The organism is Zeaxanthinibacter enoshimensis, from assembly GCF_004362865.1.
In the GTDB taxonomy this organism is placed as follows: Bacteria; Bacteroidota; Bacteroidia; order Flavobacteriales; family Flavobacteriaceae; genus Zeaxanthinibacter; species Zeaxanthinibacter enoshimensis.
Genome location: NZ_SNYI01000002.1, coordinates 710,099 through 723,901 on the forward strand (window position 1 = coordinate 710,099; position 13,803 = coordinate 723,901).

At 44.6% G+C, this 13,803-nt stretch carries 15 protein-coding genes; 7 read left to right on the plus strand and 8 right to left on the minus strand.

Annotation, left to right across the window (positions count from 1 at the left end; all coding sequences use genetic code 11):
• Positions 1-522, plus strand: a 522-nt coding sequence (locus tag CLV82_RS14720) for a T9SS type A sorting domain-containing protein (protein ID WP_166636699.1), incomplete at its 5' end; no start/stop codon positions are given.
• Between the two features lie 2 nt (positions 523-524).
• On the opposite strand, the gene CLV82_RS09265 is transcribed toward CLV82_RS14720, so the two are convergent.
• On the minus strand, positions 525-1,265 hold the full coding sequence (locus tag CLV82_RS09265; RefSeq protein WP_133644026.1) for a tyrosine-protein phosphatase: 741 nt from the start codon (positions 1,263-1,265) through the stop codon (positions 525-527).
• Between the two features lie 164 nt (positions 1,266-1,429).
• Between CLV82_RS09265 and CLV82_RS09270 the strand changes: the two genes are divergently transcribed.
• From CLV82_RS09270 to CLV82_RS09300, 6 genes are all read left to right on the plus strand, one after another.
• The gene (locus CLV82_RS09270) at positions 1,430-1,978 is read left to right on the plus strand and encodes a DUF3347 domain-containing protein (RefSeq protein ID WP_133644027.1); all 549 of its coding nucleotides are present in this window, start codon (positions 1,430-1,432) and stop codon (positions 1,976-1,978) included.
• A gap of 119 nt (positions 1,979-2,097) precedes the next feature.
• Positions 2,098-2,679, plus strand: coding sequence for a hypothetical protein (locus CLV82_RS09275; RefSeq protein WP_133644028.1), 582 nt, complete (start codon positions 2,098-2,100; stop codon positions 2,677-2,679).
• Between the two features lie 378 nt (positions 2,680-3,057).
• Complete coding sequence (locus tag CLV82_RS09280; RefSeq protein ID WP_133644029.1) at positions 3,058-3,867, plus strand: alpha/beta fold hydrolase; 810 nt, start codon at positions 3,058-3,060, stop codon at positions 3,865-3,867.
• Positions 3,864-5,066: a sensor histidine kinase gene (locus CLV82_RS09285; protein WP_166636700.1), complete on the plus strand. Its 1,203-nt coding sequence runs from the start codon at positions 3,864-3,866 to the stop codon at positions 5,064-5,066. The genes CLV82_RS09280 and CLV82_RS09285 overlap by 4 nt, the downstream gene beginning before the upstream one ends.
• A 290-nt stretch (positions 5,067-5,356) precedes the next feature.
• A complete protein-coding gene (locus tag CLV82_RS09290) occupies positions 5,357-6,139 on the plus strand; it encodes a PAS domain-containing protein (RefSeq protein ID WP_133644031.1) in 783 nt (260 codons plus the stop codon).
• Positions 6,133-7,755: a sensor histidine kinase gene (locus CLV82_RS09300; RefSeq protein ID WP_394346162.1), complete on the plus strand. Its 1,623-nt coding sequence runs from the start codon at positions 6,133-6,135 to the stop codon at positions 7,753-7,755. Before CLV82_RS09290 ends, CLV82_RS09300 begins: the two co-directional genes overlap by 7 nt.
• A 126-nt stretch (positions 7,756-7,881) precedes the next feature.
• On the opposite strand, the gene CLV82_RS09305 is transcribed toward CLV82_RS09300, so the two are convergent.
• The 7 genes from CLV82_RS09305 to CLV82_RS09330 all read right to left on the minus strand — a co-directional run bounded on the left by CLV82_RS09305 (position 7,882) and on the right by CLV82_RS09330 (position 13,791).
• A complete protein-coding gene (locus CLV82_RS09305; RefSeq protein WP_133644033.1) occupies positions 7,882-10,140 on the minus strand; it encodes a xanthine dehydrogenase family protein molybdopterin-binding subunit in 2,259 nt (752 codons plus the stop codon).
• A gap of 21 nt (positions 10,141-10,161) precedes the next feature.
• Positions 10,162-10,623 carry a (2Fe-2S)-binding protein gene (locus CLV82_RS09310; RefSeq protein WP_133644034.1) on the minus strand — a complete coding sequence of 154 codons (462 nt, stop codon included), beginning with the start codon at positions 10,621-10,623 and terminating at the stop codon, positions 10,162-10,164.
• 99 nt (positions 10,624-10,722) lie between these two features.
• On the minus strand, positions 10,723-11,322 hold the full coding sequence (locus CLV82_RS09315; RefSeq protein ID WP_208107974.1) for a flavodoxin family protein: 600 nt from the start codon (positions 11,320-11,322) through the stop codon (positions 10,723-10,725).
• Between the two features lie 7 nt (positions 11,323-11,329).
• Complete coding sequence (locus CLV82_RS09320) at positions 11,330-11,722, minus strand: nuclear transport factor 2 family protein (RefSeq protein WP_243744178.1); 393 nt, start codon at positions 11,720-11,722, stop codon at positions 11,330-11,332.
• Positions 11,723-11,794: 72 nt separating this feature from the next.
• Positions 11,795-12,070 carry a nuclear transport factor 2 family protein gene (locus tag CLV82_RS14850; RefSeq protein WP_243744179.1) on the minus strand — a complete coding sequence of 92 codons (276 nt, stop codon included), beginning with the start codon at positions 12,068-12,070 and terminating at the stop codon, positions 11,795-11,797.
• Between the two features lie 16 nt (positions 12,071-12,086).
• Positions 12,087-12,644 (minus strand): cupin domain-containing protein, encoded by a 558-nt coding sequence (locus tag CLV82_RS14855; protein WP_243744180.1) that lies wholly within the window; start codon positions 12,642-12,644, stop codon positions 12,087-12,089.
• A 28-nt stretch (positions 12,645-12,672) separates the two neighbouring features.
• Entirely contained in the window at positions 12,673-13,791 is a 1,119-nt protein-coding gene (locus CLV82_RS09330; RefSeq protein ID WP_133644035.1) for an alpha/beta hydrolase, read from the minus strand.
• Between the last annotated feature and the right edge of the window lie 12 nt (positions 13,792-13,803).

Consider the following 13,803-nt stretch of genomic DNA (forward strand, 5'->3'; position numbering starts at 1 on the left):
ATTCCTGGAGGTGATTTCTTCAGCTGGCACCAGGTGCATAACCAGGAACAGCGTACAAATTTTGTAACCTATAACCTGGTGGATGGAATAAACACCATCGATTTTGGCCATCGTGAAGATGGGGTTGGCCTGGATAAAGTGTACGTCACCAAGACAGGTAGTGTGCCCAATGGGACAGGTAATGCAGCCTCTAACTGTAATAATAATGCAGCCAAATCCGCTGTGACAGATCCCCTGATCATCACCCTCAATAAGGACATATACAAGCTGGAACTGTATCCGAACCCGACGTCTGAGTTAGCCAATGTAGTTCTCGATCAGAATATCCCACGACTGGAACAAATCCTGATCTTTGACGCATCAGGGCGATTAGTGAGAACACAGAAGTTAAATGGGAGGGCCGGAACCGGAATTCAACAACATGAAGTTAAAGTGGATGGCCTGGAAGAAGGAACCTACCACCTGCAATTCCTTACGGAAGATGGGAATTCATTCTATAAACAATTGGTGGTAAAGAAATAATTCTAATAAAAGGTTTCAATAGTCTTGTGAATCACCGGCGTGACCATTTTCTGGATCTTCCTGGAAATGGTCACTTCTTTTAAAGACTGTAATTGCTGCATATTGTGAACATCAGACCCAATAAAATCGATCATATTTTCTTCCAACAGCCTGTGAGCGATTTTCGGTATTTCCTTACCGTAGTAATTACTTAAGCTTAAGAGGTTCAGCTGGAATAAAATGCCCTCGGCCCTGAATTTTTTATACTTCCCGAACCGTTGATGCAAAAAGGCATATCGCTCCGGATGTGCGAGTACTGGAAACTGGTGGTTGCTGGCTACCTTAACGATAGCCTCGTCAAAATGAATAGGCGGCTGCAGGTAAGACATCTCTACCAGCAGATAACCTTTTCTCAGGGGCAGAATATCTCCTTTCTCTACCAGGGGAATAAAGTTCTCATCGATCATATGCTCGGCGGCAAAGCCAAGCTCAATATCATCCATACCCATTTCCACCAACTCATTTTTCACCTTACCATGCGCCTTCTCAATACTCTCTTTTGTATTGGGGTAGTAGTTGTGCATGATGTGCGGGGTGGCCACGAAGTTTTTAACTCCAAATTCTGAGAACCCTTTAATAAGCGCCAGGGAATCTTCTACAGTCTTAGCACCGTCATCTATCCCCGGGAGAATATGGTTGTGTATATCAACAAAATTTTCCAGCTGGTCGACCAGGAAATGCTTTTTACTGAATAAGTGAATCATGGTGGTTGCAATTCAGCTGCAAAAATAGGTTTTCTTGCTGTAAGTCTCAATTGTTAAAAACCCTTAAAAAAAAGAGGTGTCTTTATATACCATTAAGATTTGCGCCAATAAAGAACGTACTCCTGGTATAATTTCAACATATTGCCATCAAATAAAAAGAACACATGAAAACAGTATCGCGACTCGCTTTATTCTTATTGATCCCTCTCACAGTATTATCTTGTAAAGAGGAGAAGGATGAAAAAAAAGTGACGGTTGAAGAATCAGAAATTGACACCATGGGGGAAATGACTACAGACATGGCCGAAACTTCTTTTGATACAGGCTTAGATGGTGCTGTCTTTCATCATTACCTCGAGGTGAAAAACGCTCTTTTCGAGGGAGACCAGGATGCCGTTTCTGTAGCTGCGGCGAACATGGCAAGAGGATTTGATGAACAGCAACCCGAACTTGAAAATCTTGCTGCAGATATCTCCAGGGCAAAGGATATAGACACACAACGACAGCTGTTCTCCGAATTTACCCATGAACTGGAGCCACTGATCTACGACAACCTGCAGAATGGCCAGATCTATAAGCAGTACTGTCCTATGGCATTCAATAATAAGGGAGGCTACTGGCTTTCAGATTCCAAAGAAATCCGAAACCCTTATTTCGGGGAAAAGATGGCCAACTGTGGATCCATTAAAGAAACAATCACACCAAAGAGTTAAAATATTTTTTCCTGTGTAAACTTCGTTTACAAGGACAAACTGAGCACTGGTTAAAACCCGTGCACTGATCAAGGATGCTGTAAGGTGTCCCGGAATTCTATTAACCTAAAATTATAAAAATGAAACTATTCAGAAATACTTTATTGATCTCAGGTACCGCCTTATTAATGGCGAGCTGTGGTGCGAACAAATCGACCGCAGAGCAATTAGAAGACGAGGATTATAAGAACAGGATGTTCCAGACCATTGTCTCGGATGAAGATAATTTTACAGACCTGTTGGAAAAAGCTCATAATATAAGACAGGCCGAACTGATCCTTATCAAAGATCACCTGGATATGATGGAGAGCGGAAAAGTAAAATCCCTGGTTGCCGATCAACCGGAACTGCAACAGCGAATGAAAGCTCTGATGCAGGAGAAACTAAATGAGAACCCACAGTTATGCCTTAACGTAAAAGACAAACTGATGGAGGATCAGGATTTCAGGGAAGCCGTTATGGCCGACCTCAGGGATGACTTCGCTAATGACCCGGAAATGGTTGACATGGTCATAGTCAGAATGTCCGAAGATTCTGAATTCAGGAAAGAGATCCTTAGAAGAATGATGGAGGATGAAGAGATGAAAATGATGATCCGTAAAGATATGGAAGAGTACGAAGCATCACTTCAGCCACATATGAGTAAAGACGGTACACGGTAATCCCTGATTACCTGCAATATTTAAAGAGGGCAGTTGCCCTCTTTTTTTATGATATACGAACGAAGAATTCGGATCCTTGATAAAGCTGCGAGTAGAGATCAATAATAGCTGATTTTTGGTTTGGACCGAAAGGTTCAAAAGTGGCTTCAGGTGTAAAGCATTAATCCACAAGTAATTAACATGGCTCAATGGAGCTAAAAGTTGAATAAATTTTTCCGTTTTGCGACTTTCATAGTGATATGTAAGAGATATCTTCTGTTTAATGTAAGATTGTAAATATATTTGGTCGCAAATCTTGAAATTTTGTTTAAAAAAATGAACTTTGAAGAATCCTTAAATTAGGTAATCTATTATCTTTAATATTCTAAATGACAGGCGATGGATGTAATTAAAAGAAATAATGTGAGAGTGCTGGGTGAAGGTACCCAGGTACTGATGTTTGCGCATGGTTTCGGATGTGATCAGACCATGTGGCGTTACATAATTCCTGCTTATGAAAAAGATTACAAGATCGTTCTCTTTGATTACGTGGGATGTGGAAAGTCAGATATATCCCAGTTCACCGAGGAGCGCTACAGTTCGCTGCACGGCTATGCCCAGGATATTATCGAAATTTGTGAAAGTCTCAATTTAAAGGATGTTATTCTCGTCGGTCATTCCGTCAGCTCTATGGTAGGAATGCTGGCTTCTATAAAGCGACCGGATTATTTCCGCTCATTAATACTGGTTTGTCCATCTCCATGTTATATTAATAAACCGGGCTATCGTGGTGGATTTGAAGAGAAAGATCTTGAAGGGCTGATGGAAGTTATGGATAATAATTATGTTGGGTGGGCAAGTTTCCTGGCCCCTGTGGTGATGAAGAACCAGGAGCAACCCGGCCTGACCGAAGAACTTGAAAAAAGTTTCTGTTCAATGGACAAAGAGATCACCCAGAATTTTGCCAGGATCACCTTTTTCTCAGACAACCGAGAAGACCTGTCCAAAGTCAAGGTACCAAGCCTGGTACTCCAATGCTCCGAGGATGATATTGCCCCCAAAGAGGTGGGTGAGTACGTAAATGATAAGTTAGAAAACAGTACAATTTATTATATGGATGCTACCGGGCACTGCCCTCACATGAGTCATCCCGAGGAAACGATCGAATGTATTTCGCGTTACCTGGAAACGGAGCTGGCGATCTCATGAATGAAGCTTCGACACAATTCCCCTGTTATTTATTCAGCTTTACGGTAGACGGTTATTTAACGGACATAAACGATATTCTTTTAAGATCGTTAGGTTATGAACGGGATGAACTGATTCCTGATTTCAGGTTTGAAGATATACTGACCAAAGGCAGCCGTATTTTTTTTAAAACACATTTTTTGCCGATGCTGATGATGCAGCATAAGGTGAACGAGATGTTTTTATCCTTCAACACCAAGCAAGAACAGGATTTTCCGGTACTGATCAATCTTACCTTAGAAGAAAAGGAAGGTAAACGCGTGATCCACGCTGCGGGAATCCAGATCGAGAAGCGTAATAAATTCGAGAAAAGTATTATAGAGGCCAAAGAAGCCGCCGAGACGGCACTTAAGGAAAATGTACTGTTGCTGGATATGAAGTCCAAGCTCGAAAGGAACCAGGACCTACTGGAGCGCCAACTCCATGACTTAAAGCGTATTAACCGGGAACATGTGGAATTCAATAAGATCTTATCACATGATCTGCAGGAGCCTATGAGGAAAGTCCGGCTCTTTGCCGGTCTTTTAGAAGGCAAGATCGATAAGAAAGAACTAAATCCTGAATTACAGACCTACCTGGTAAAACTTCTCAGGTTGTCAGAATACGCCCATGAACTGATCGCCCGCTTACAAAGTTTTCATTCCCTGGAAGACAGGATGAATGATGCCGCCGAAGGTGATCTCGAAGAAATTATTGGTGCGGCTCACAGCAGGATAGGTAACGATGAAATTAAAGTGAACCTCGAGGGCATCAAGGAGAGCAGGGTATTCGGGGATATCACCTTACTCACACGGGTTTTCCGGGAATTGCTCGCCAATGCATGGCAGTTCAGGGACCCGGACCGGCCTGTCGAAGTAGAGATAAAATCGGAGATCGTAACCGATAATTACTACAAATCACTTACTGGAGCCTACCGTTATATTGATTTTCTACAAATCCAGTTCAAAGATAATGCCTCAGGATTCCCGCCGAACGTTAATGATCGGATCTTTGGTTTGTTGCAAAAATTTCATGAAAACAGTGGGAGAGGATTGGGACTGGCTTATTGTAAGAAGATTGTCGAGCTCCATAACGGCCGCATCCTTGCCAATACGCGTCTCAAACAAGGAACCCAGTTCACCATAATTCTACCTAATTCATTGGACGTAAAATATTATTAAAAAGTACATCTTTGACCAACATGAAGCTAAGGACTCAAAAGCTTAATGGGTTCATCGATTCAAGGTTACTATTTTAGAAACCAATAAAATATTATTCTATCGTGTCAATTTTCAATGGGACAGCTTTACGGGAAGTATTACAGACTTCGTATTTTAGTATGTTTACAATCTTGTCATTAACACTGTAAAGGGTATAATCCTTGGAAGTATTTTTAATAAGCTGTAAAATTTGACAACACCCCAAAATGTCTTTCAATATTTCTTTAAATAAATCTCCCAGTTAGCGAATTATGTCTGAAACAACTAACACCCCTTATTTTTTACATGGTGAAGGTGAGATGGCCAGGCTTACCAGGTCCCTGGATTGGGAAAAAACCGGTTTAGGTGATCCTGAACAATGGCCTAATGAGCTTAAAGTGACCCTGGATATAGTGCTGAATTCAGAATTTCCTATGTTCCTTTTCTGGGGAGATGATTATTTATGCTTCTATAATGATGCATACAGACCAAGCCTCGGGAAGACTGGAAAACATCCCTCTATCCTGGGAATGAAGGGGAAAGAGGCCTGGCCCGAAATATGGCCGGAAATCGAACCTTTATTACGACAAGTAAGTAAGGGGGAAGGGAAAGTATACCGTGAAAATCAATTGATCCCGTTTTACCGGAACGGGGTAGTGGAAAACATGTACTGGACCTTCAGTTACTCGCCTGTTCACAATGAGAAAGGGGAGATTACGGCGGTATTGACCGTATGTAGTGAAACTACCGCTTTGGTTCAACGCCAGCAAGATCTCAGGAACAGTGAGCGACGTTTCCGCAGTATGGCCGAGGATACGGATTTGTATATCGTCACTGGGGATGAGACTGGTGAAGCTACCTATTTTAACCCTGCATGGACCAAACTTACTGGTGCAGAAATGGATGAGCTTACCGGGACAGGATGGACAAATTTCGTGCACCCGGAAGATCTTGAGCCTTTTTCATCATTGTATTTTGGTTCCTTTGAGAAAAGAGCTCCTTTTACGGGGAAGTCAGAGTCAAATCCGCAGATGGTAATTATCGCTGGATTTTAGCCAATGCCACACCCCGTTTTAAACCTGACGGCAGCTTTGCGGGCTATATCGGGATATTTACGGATATTACGGAAAGAAAAGAGATAGAGCATAGCTTCGAACTCTTTAAGATCATAGCTGAAAACGCTATCGATCCCTTTATCCTGATGAGGGAAGACGGCTCTTTTAAATACCTGAACGAGGCGGCATTAGAAAAATGGGGATATACTGAAGAGGAAGCCAGAACTCTGAAAGTTCCCGATGTTGATACTGTATTTGACCTGGAGGGATTCCGAGAATTATTCAAAGAGGCACAAAAGAATTCGATTCCCCTGTTCGAAACCACGCATATCAACAAGCAGGGGGAGACATATCCCGTAGAGGTTACGCTTACAGGGATCACCCTGGGTGGTAAAGCTTATATGCACGCAATTGCCAGGGATATTTCTGAACGCAGGAAAGCTGAAAACCTGCTGATGGCAAGTGAACTGAGATTCCGGCTGCTCGCAGAACAATCCCCTGTCTGGGTATGGATGGCTGATACCGGTCTTAATGTAGAATATGCGAACGGGCAAATGCTCAATTATATCGGGCTGAGTGATCTATCACAATTCCTCGGTAAGGTATGGCAAGATGTTGTGCATCCGGATGACCTGCCTGTGATCGTAAAGACCTTCCAGGAGGCCAGCCAGTCCAGGGAACCCTTTGAATACGAACACCGGGTTAAAGAAGCTGCTACCGGGGAATATAACTGGTTCCACATCAGGGCAGTTCCCAGGTATGAAGATGATAAACTTGCGGGTTATATTGGCACAGGAGTCAATATTGATGACCAGAAAGCTTTTACCCGGAAACTTGAGGATGAAGTGGCCGAAAGAACAAAGGCCCTGGCAGAATCCAACAAGGTCCTGGGTGAAATGAACAAAGAACTGGAGGCATTTGCATATATCTCCAGTCATGACCTGCAGGAACCTTTAAGGAAGATCCAGACCTTCAGTTCCCAGATCATGTCATTGGACTTTGAGAACCTGACCGATAAAAGTAAGGATAAATTTAACAGGATGCAGCAGGCTGCGGAGCGGATGCAGGCCCTTATCCAGGATCTTCTGGCTTATTCCAGGACCAGTACCGAAGAAAGGAACTTTGAACGGACAGATCTGGCTGAACTGGCAGAACAAGTTACAGGAACCCTGCAGGAAGAACTGGAAGCACAGGACGCCAGAATAGTGATCGGGGAATTACCTACTGCACCCGTCATTCCATTCCAATTCCAGCAATTACTCTTTAATTTAATTTCCAATTCCCTTAAATTCCGTAGCCCGGATAGAACTCCGGAAATTCACATTGAAGGTACTGTCATTAAAGGCAAAAAATTAAACCACAACAAGGCTGAGCCGGAATCGGAATATTGTTGCATCATGGTCAGGGACAACGGGATCGGGTTTGAACAGAAGTACGCAGACCGCATTTTCGAGGTATTCCAGCGACTTCATCCGAAAGACAGGTATATTGGTACTGGGATCGGGCTTTCTATTGTTAAGAAGATCGTGGAAAACCACAACGGGGTGATCAGCGCCAGCAGTGAAGAAGGGCAGGGTACTGAATTCCGTATCTGCATCCCCCTTTCACAAAACTAGCAGGATACTAGTTCCCGTCAATCGATTTTTTTACAGCCTCTTTATCCTGTTAAATAATTGACTAATAGCTAGTTACCTTCATTTATTAAAGAATAGCTTTAAATGAACCGGGTCGATCTCATTATTTTACCCCACAATTGGTGGTTTATCCGTAATAAACGGCTGATGATAATGTCTTCTGCCGGTCGCTTTGTACAAGGCATTAGCTAAAGCACCCATAACAGGAGGGAAGGGAGGTTCACCCAGGCCGGTCGGGTCAATTCCGTTATCCACGAAGTAAGTTTCGATTTCCCTTGGGGCTTCACTGTGCCTGATCAACCGGTACTTGTCAAAATTTGTCTGTTCAGGGGCTCCGTCCTTAAAGGTAATGGCGCTGTACATCGCATGTCCTATACCATCTACCACGCCACCTTCGGCTAAATTCTTCGCAGCATCCGGGTTGACCACGATACCACAATCTATGGCGGTAGTGACCTTTTGTACTACCGGCTTATCATTCTCCATGGCGATATCCAGAACCTGGGCCACATAACTGTTGTGGCAGAAATAAGCGGAGACCCCGCGATGCATATCCCGGGAGGTATTCCAGTTCGATTTTTCCCTTACAAGTTCCAGTACCCCGGCATAGCGTGCAGGATCATAATCGTTATTTTCGCCAACTGGATCTTCCTGTGCTTTTTTCAATAGTTCTAACCTGAATTCGATAGGATCCTTCCCTGCCGCTTCAGCCACTTCGTCAAGAAATGACTGTTCGGCCCCGGCGATGAAATTAGATCTCGGTGCCCTGAAAGCACCGGTAGTAATATTGGATTCTATTGTCCAGTCTTCCGCCAGGTAATTATCCAATGCGCCGGCCGGGAACCGGTTGGCAAACAACGGACTTTCGGGGATGCCACCGGTCTTCACATGTAGTGCTGTCAGATTGTTATCGGCATCAAGTGCAGCCCGGTACGTGGCATAATAGGCAGGCCTGTAAGTGCCCTGAGACATATCATCTTCCCGGCTGTATACCAGTTTTACTGGGGCTTTTGCTTTTTGGGAAATGGCTGCGGCTTCGATCATAAAGTGTCCATAAAGCCTGCGACCAAATCCACCTCCCTGCCGGGTCATATTAATATCGATATTTTCCAGTGGGAGTCCTAGGAGTTCGGCAATAGCTGGTTCCATCCATTCAGGAGTCTGGGTAGGGCCCAGCAGTTCTGCATGGTCTTCTGTGACATGTGCAAAGAAGTTCATCGGCTCCATAGTATTGTGTGCAAGGAAGGGACAGGTATAACTTCTTTCTATAATTTTAGCGGCATTTTTAAAAGCTGCTTCGGGCTTTCCATCTTTACGGACGACTCTTCCTTTTTTGGAATTCAGCTCTTCCATTTGCTGGCGATGGCTGGCAGTACTTTCCAGTCCGGCCGGGTAATTGACTTTCATATCGTTCCCGAACATCGACATTTCTACCGAAGTACTGGGGGCCTTCTCCCATTCAATATTTAATGCTTTTTTAGCCTGCATGACCTCCCAGGTGCTTTCTCCTACAACGGCGACAACCGAATTAAAAGCGGTATGGTGAAAGGCACTGCGTTTAAAATCGTCATCAAATAGTTTTATCGCAAAAACATCACGAATGCCGGGCATTTTTTTAGCTGCTTCAGCATCAAGTGATTTTAACTGCATTCCAAAAGCAGGGGGGTGCGCCAGGGTAGCGATCAGCATTCCTTCTCTTTGAACATCTATCCCAAATAAGGGCTGTCCTGTGACAATTTTTTTCCCGTCGACATTCTTCCTGGACGATCCGATGATCGAGAATTCGGACCTGTCTTTCAGTTCAACCTCCTCCGGCACTTCTTCAAGGGAGGCAGCCGAAGCCATTTCCCCGTATCCTGCAGATTTTCCGCTGGCCTCATGGGAAAGCACCCCTGATTTGGCTTCTATTTCATCTACAGGGACCTGCCAGGCCTTAGCGGCTGCTTCTTTCAGCATATGCCTCGCCGTGGCACCGGCCATTCTCAGGTTCTGCCAGGAACTGCTGATAGACCTGCTGCCGCCGGCTACCTGCCAACTGTAGAGATTGGTATTAAGAGGAGCCTGTTCCACGATCACATCATTCCAGTCGACCTCGAGCTCATCAGCAACGATCATGGGCATTGAGGTTTTAACATTCTGCCCGATCTCCGGGTTAGGAGACATAATGGTAACCAGGCCATTTTCACCTATTTTGAGGTAGCCATTAATCTCGAACCACTCCTTGGGCATGTCTCTTACGGCCATTGTTTCTGCCTGTCCCTGCTTGCAGGAATTCAGGAAACTGAATCCAAGAACCAGTCCACCGCCGGCAAGGCTGGTATTCCTAATAAATGCCCTTCGTCCGATATGTGTTTTAATTAATGTCATGATGGTTGTTTTTTAAGTGGATCAGGATAGGTTCCCGGCAGCTGTTTTGATAGCTTTTTTGATACGGGTATAGGTGCCGCAGCGACAAATGTTTCCATCCATGGCGGTGTCAATCTCGGAGTCTGTAGGACTGGGATTTCTTTTTAACAGGGCACTGGCAGACATGATCTGCCCGGCCTGGCAGTAGCCGCATTGGGGAACATCAATCTCCAGCCAGGCTTGCTGTACCGGGTGGTCCCCGTTTTCTGATAAGCCTTCTATGGTGGTGATCTTCTTGTCTCCAACTGCCGAAACAGGAATTTGGCAGGATCTGACAGCGGTGTCGTCCAGATGAACGGTACAGGCGCCGCATTGCGCGATCCCACATCCGTATTTTGTGCCGACCAGTTTCACATGGTCTCGCAATACCCAGAGCATGGGTGTTGAGGGATCAACGTCCACTTCCCGGGATTTCCCGTTGATGTTTAAGGTGTAGTTTGCCATGGTTGTAATTGTTTCTATTAAATTATGAATTTTTCTTAAAGGTCAGCGCAGATAAGCTATTGAATTTGAGGTAAATAATGTTAAATTATTTCATGAGTATTACCTCGGGATACCAGGACTGATTTCAGCCAGCCATGCCTGTACCAGCTTCCTGGCCTGTTCTCTTTTCTCATCTTTAATTGCCAGCAAAATTCCATCGCGTTCTACACCCCCTTTTATTTGGAAGCCTTTAAGGATTTTGCAGTCCACACAAAGTTCATTTACCGTCCTGAAACTACTGCCAACACCATAACCGGCGTTTGTATTAAAGGGAACCACCGTTTTCCCTCCTAGATCGTTATTAACCAAAAAGGATTTCACAGGAGGTGGTAACTGCATGCCCCAGGTGGGAAATCCAATAAAAATGGTGGAATACTTATCCAAATCTATCCTGGTTTTCAGGGGAGGTAAGTAACCAGTGGCATTTTCCCTTGCTACCTGCTTTACGATGGCATCGTAGTCCTCGGGGTAGGGCGTCTCTAATTCAATGGCCACGAGATCTCCACCCAACTGTTCCTGTATAAGTTCTGCTATTGCTTTAGTATTATTGGTACGAGACAGGTAAACGATCAGAATATCTTCTGAGATTACCCCTTTGTTCTGTGCGAAAAAAGAGATAGTGACCAATAAGTATATCAGAAAATGGATCTTCTTCAGCACGTGTATATCATTCGCTGGTTTGAAGGATTTTGCTGAAGGTCAGGTCGGCCAATTTCCATGTGCCATTTTCCTTTACATAGACCTCCGTAACCATAAAAGGGTTGGTTACTTCATTATTACCCACGACAGCCAACAAAGTAATTCGATTCCAAAGAATAGCGGTCTTGTCATTCAACACTTCTACCATGGTCTCATGGATCTCCGCCTTTTTATAATGTATTCCACCACTTCGGATGATGTCCACTTCCCGGTCCTTTCCCCAGGTACCGCCCATGTGTACGAATTTTGCCTTATCATGAAACAGTTCGGCAAGCTTGTCCGCATCCTTGTCGGCCATCCATTGCCATTTTTGGGCGGAGAGTTCTTTGATTTCCTGTTCAATGTCCGTGGATTGCGCCATAGCGACTGTTATGCTTAAAAAAGCCATAAGGGCACCTAAAATCAGGTTTTTATTCATCATAGTGTTTTTTAATTAATGTTCAATTTCATGGGTGTCCCGTACACTGCTGAAGGTCAGGTCCAGTAATTTCCAATCTTCACCTTCCTTTCGATAGAATTCCGTTACGGTAAACTCGTTCTCAACATCATTTCCCCTTACGTTGGCCGTGAGCGTGATCCGGTTCCAGAGTACGGCAGTGTCATCTCCGAAAATCTCTACTGCAACATCATGCACCTCTGCATTTTTATACCAGATACTACCGGATTCAATAATTTCCAATTCCCTTTCCTTTTTCCAGGATCCGCTCATGTGCACAAACTTTGACTTATCGTGGAAAAAGTACAGCCAAGCTATCGACATTTTTATCCGCCATCCACTGCCATTTCTGTTTGGACAAATTCTTGATTTTTTCTTTTACGCCTGCACTTCTCTCTTCGGGTACCGGAATGGCATTATAGGCTTCGTCAGTCAATTTCTCCGTCCATTGCGTAGGTGCATTCCCACTGATGGCTAAATATGTAACCGGGCTGTTTGGAGCTGCTCCGTGCCAGTGCTCCACACCAGGTAGGCATTTGACCACATCGCCAGCGCGAACCACCTGTACCTCTTTTCCTTTTTCCTGATAATATCCTACTCCATGGGTGATCAATAATTGCTGCCCTTTGGGATGCAGGTGCCAGTCCAGCTTTGCCCCGGGGGCGGATACCGCCTGGGCAACATTCCAGTCAAAAGTGTCATCAGCATCAATTAAATGGCTAAGCCAGATATCGCCGGTATGGTGAACGTTCGGGGCTTTTATACCCCTGGGAAAAATGGATTCCTGGGCCAGTAAGGATTGACCGATTGCTATTAATAATATCAAGAAATAAGATATTCTTTTCATTTGCTTCATTTTTAATTTATACAACATTTTAATGCTTATCGAGCCCCTTTTCCTTCAACCAACCGGACAACAGCTCAGCCACTTCTTGATTATTCAGATCCGACATAGGGAAATGGGTATTACCTTTAAGACCGACATCCGGAAGTTGCACCAGGGTCACATCACCACCGTGTTTATTGACGGTATCCCTCCATAATTTGGCCATGGTGACCGCAGCGCGCCATTGTTCCTGTGCCGGGTTTTCCACGGGTTCATTAGGAATATTATCGCCGTAATAGATTACGATGGGTATTTCGGTCAGTTTTTTAAAATCGCGTAGTGGTACTCCTCTGGCACTCAATGCACCTCCCATATACGGAATGGTTTCCGGCACCTCGCCCTCGGGAAATACAAAATTACTTCCGGGCTCATAAGATACAATTGCCTTGATATTCGGGGTTTTAATTGCGGTCATCCATCCCTGCCCTCCGCTGTGGGAGTGGGTTACCAGGATACCCTCGCCGATTTTATCGAAGAGTGCGGATACTGCGTCAATGTTAACATTAATGTCCAGCGGACCCGTATCAGGAGTAATTTGCCTAAAATACTGGTTTAGTGCTTCCGGATCCTTAGAAAACTGGACGTCCGGATAGAATTCCGTACCCATACCCAACCTGAAAATACCAAACCAAAGCTGGTCATCTGTCGAAGCATTAATGGTTGTGGGTTCTGTACTCCGTCCGGAAAGACCTCTTCGAGGCTGGTCCAGCAAATAGACCGGGAAACCACGACGTAAAAATATACTTTGAAAACCTTCCCTGCCATCAGGGGTGGTCTGCCAGGTACGCATAGACTGGCCATAGCCGTGCCAGAAAACCATGGGCAATTCATTAGCATTTACTGGTATTTGGTAGAGGACCGTGGCGTGGTCGCCGTGAAGGGTCTGTCCTTCTGTGCTTTGATCCGCGGGGTTGAATGCCCCATGGGCAATAGGGTCAAAGCTACCGGGGCTGGTCTTTACCTTACCCCCAACTGCAAAGCTGCCTTGTTCATGTATGCTGATGGGTTGTGTTTGGGCATTTCCCAAGAACACGCACAATAATAATGCGCCAAACGCAATGGCCCGTTTTTTTTGTTGTACCGGGGTGTTGTACCTGTTCTTTTTCATTGCGGGAATTAA

Excerpts from the sequence above, each read along its gene's own strand:
- CLV82_RS09265 (WP_133644026.1), bottom strand. The coding sequence starts at position 1,265 with ATGATTCACTTATTCAGTAAAAAGCATTTCCTGGTCGACCAGCTGGAA.
- CLV82_RS09270 (WP_133644027.1), top strand. The coding sequence starts at position 1,430 with ATGAAAACAGTATCGCGACTCGCTTTATTCTTATTGATCCCTCTCACA.
- CLV82_RS09275 (WP_133644028.1), top strand. The coding sequence starts at position 2,098 with ATGAAACTATTCAGAAATACTTTATTGATCTCAGGTACCGCCTTATTA.
- CLV82_RS09280 (WP_133644029.1), top strand. The coding sequence starts at position 3,058 with ATGGATGTAATTAAAAGAAATAATGTGAGAGTGCTGGGTGAAGGTACC.
- CLV82_RS09285 (WP_166636700.1), top strand. The coding sequence starts at position 3,864 with ATGAATGAAGCTTCGACACAATTCCCCTGTTATTTATTCAGCTTTACG.
- CLV82_RS09290 (WP_133644031.1), top strand. The coding sequence starts at position 5,357 with ATGTCTGAAACAACTAACACCCCTTATTTTTTACATGGTGAAGGTGAG.
- CLV82_RS09305 (WP_133644033.1), bottom strand. The coding sequence starts at position 10,140 with ATGACATTAATTAAAACACATATCGGACGAAGGGCATTTATTAGGAAT.
- CLV82_RS09310 (WP_133644034.1), bottom strand. The coding sequence starts at position 10,623 with ATGGCAAACTACACCTTAAACATCAACGGGAAATCCCGGGAAGTGGAC.
- CLV82_RS09320 (WP_243744178.1), bottom strand. The coding sequence starts at position 11,722 with ATGGCGCAATCCACGGACATTGAACAGGAAATCAAAGAACTCTCCGCC.
- CLV82_RS14850 (WP_243744179.1), bottom strand. The coding sequence starts at position 12,070 with ATGAGCGGATCCTGGAAAAAGGAAAGGGAATTGGAAATTATTGAATCC.
- CLV82_RS14855 (WP_243744180.1), bottom strand. The coding sequence starts at position 12,644 with ATGAAAAGAATATCTTATTTCTTGATATTATTAATAGCAATCGGTCAA.
- CLV82_RS09330 (WP_133644035.1), bottom strand. The coding sequence starts at position 13,791 with ATGAAAAAGAACAGGTACAACACCCCGGTACAACAAAAAAAACGGGCC.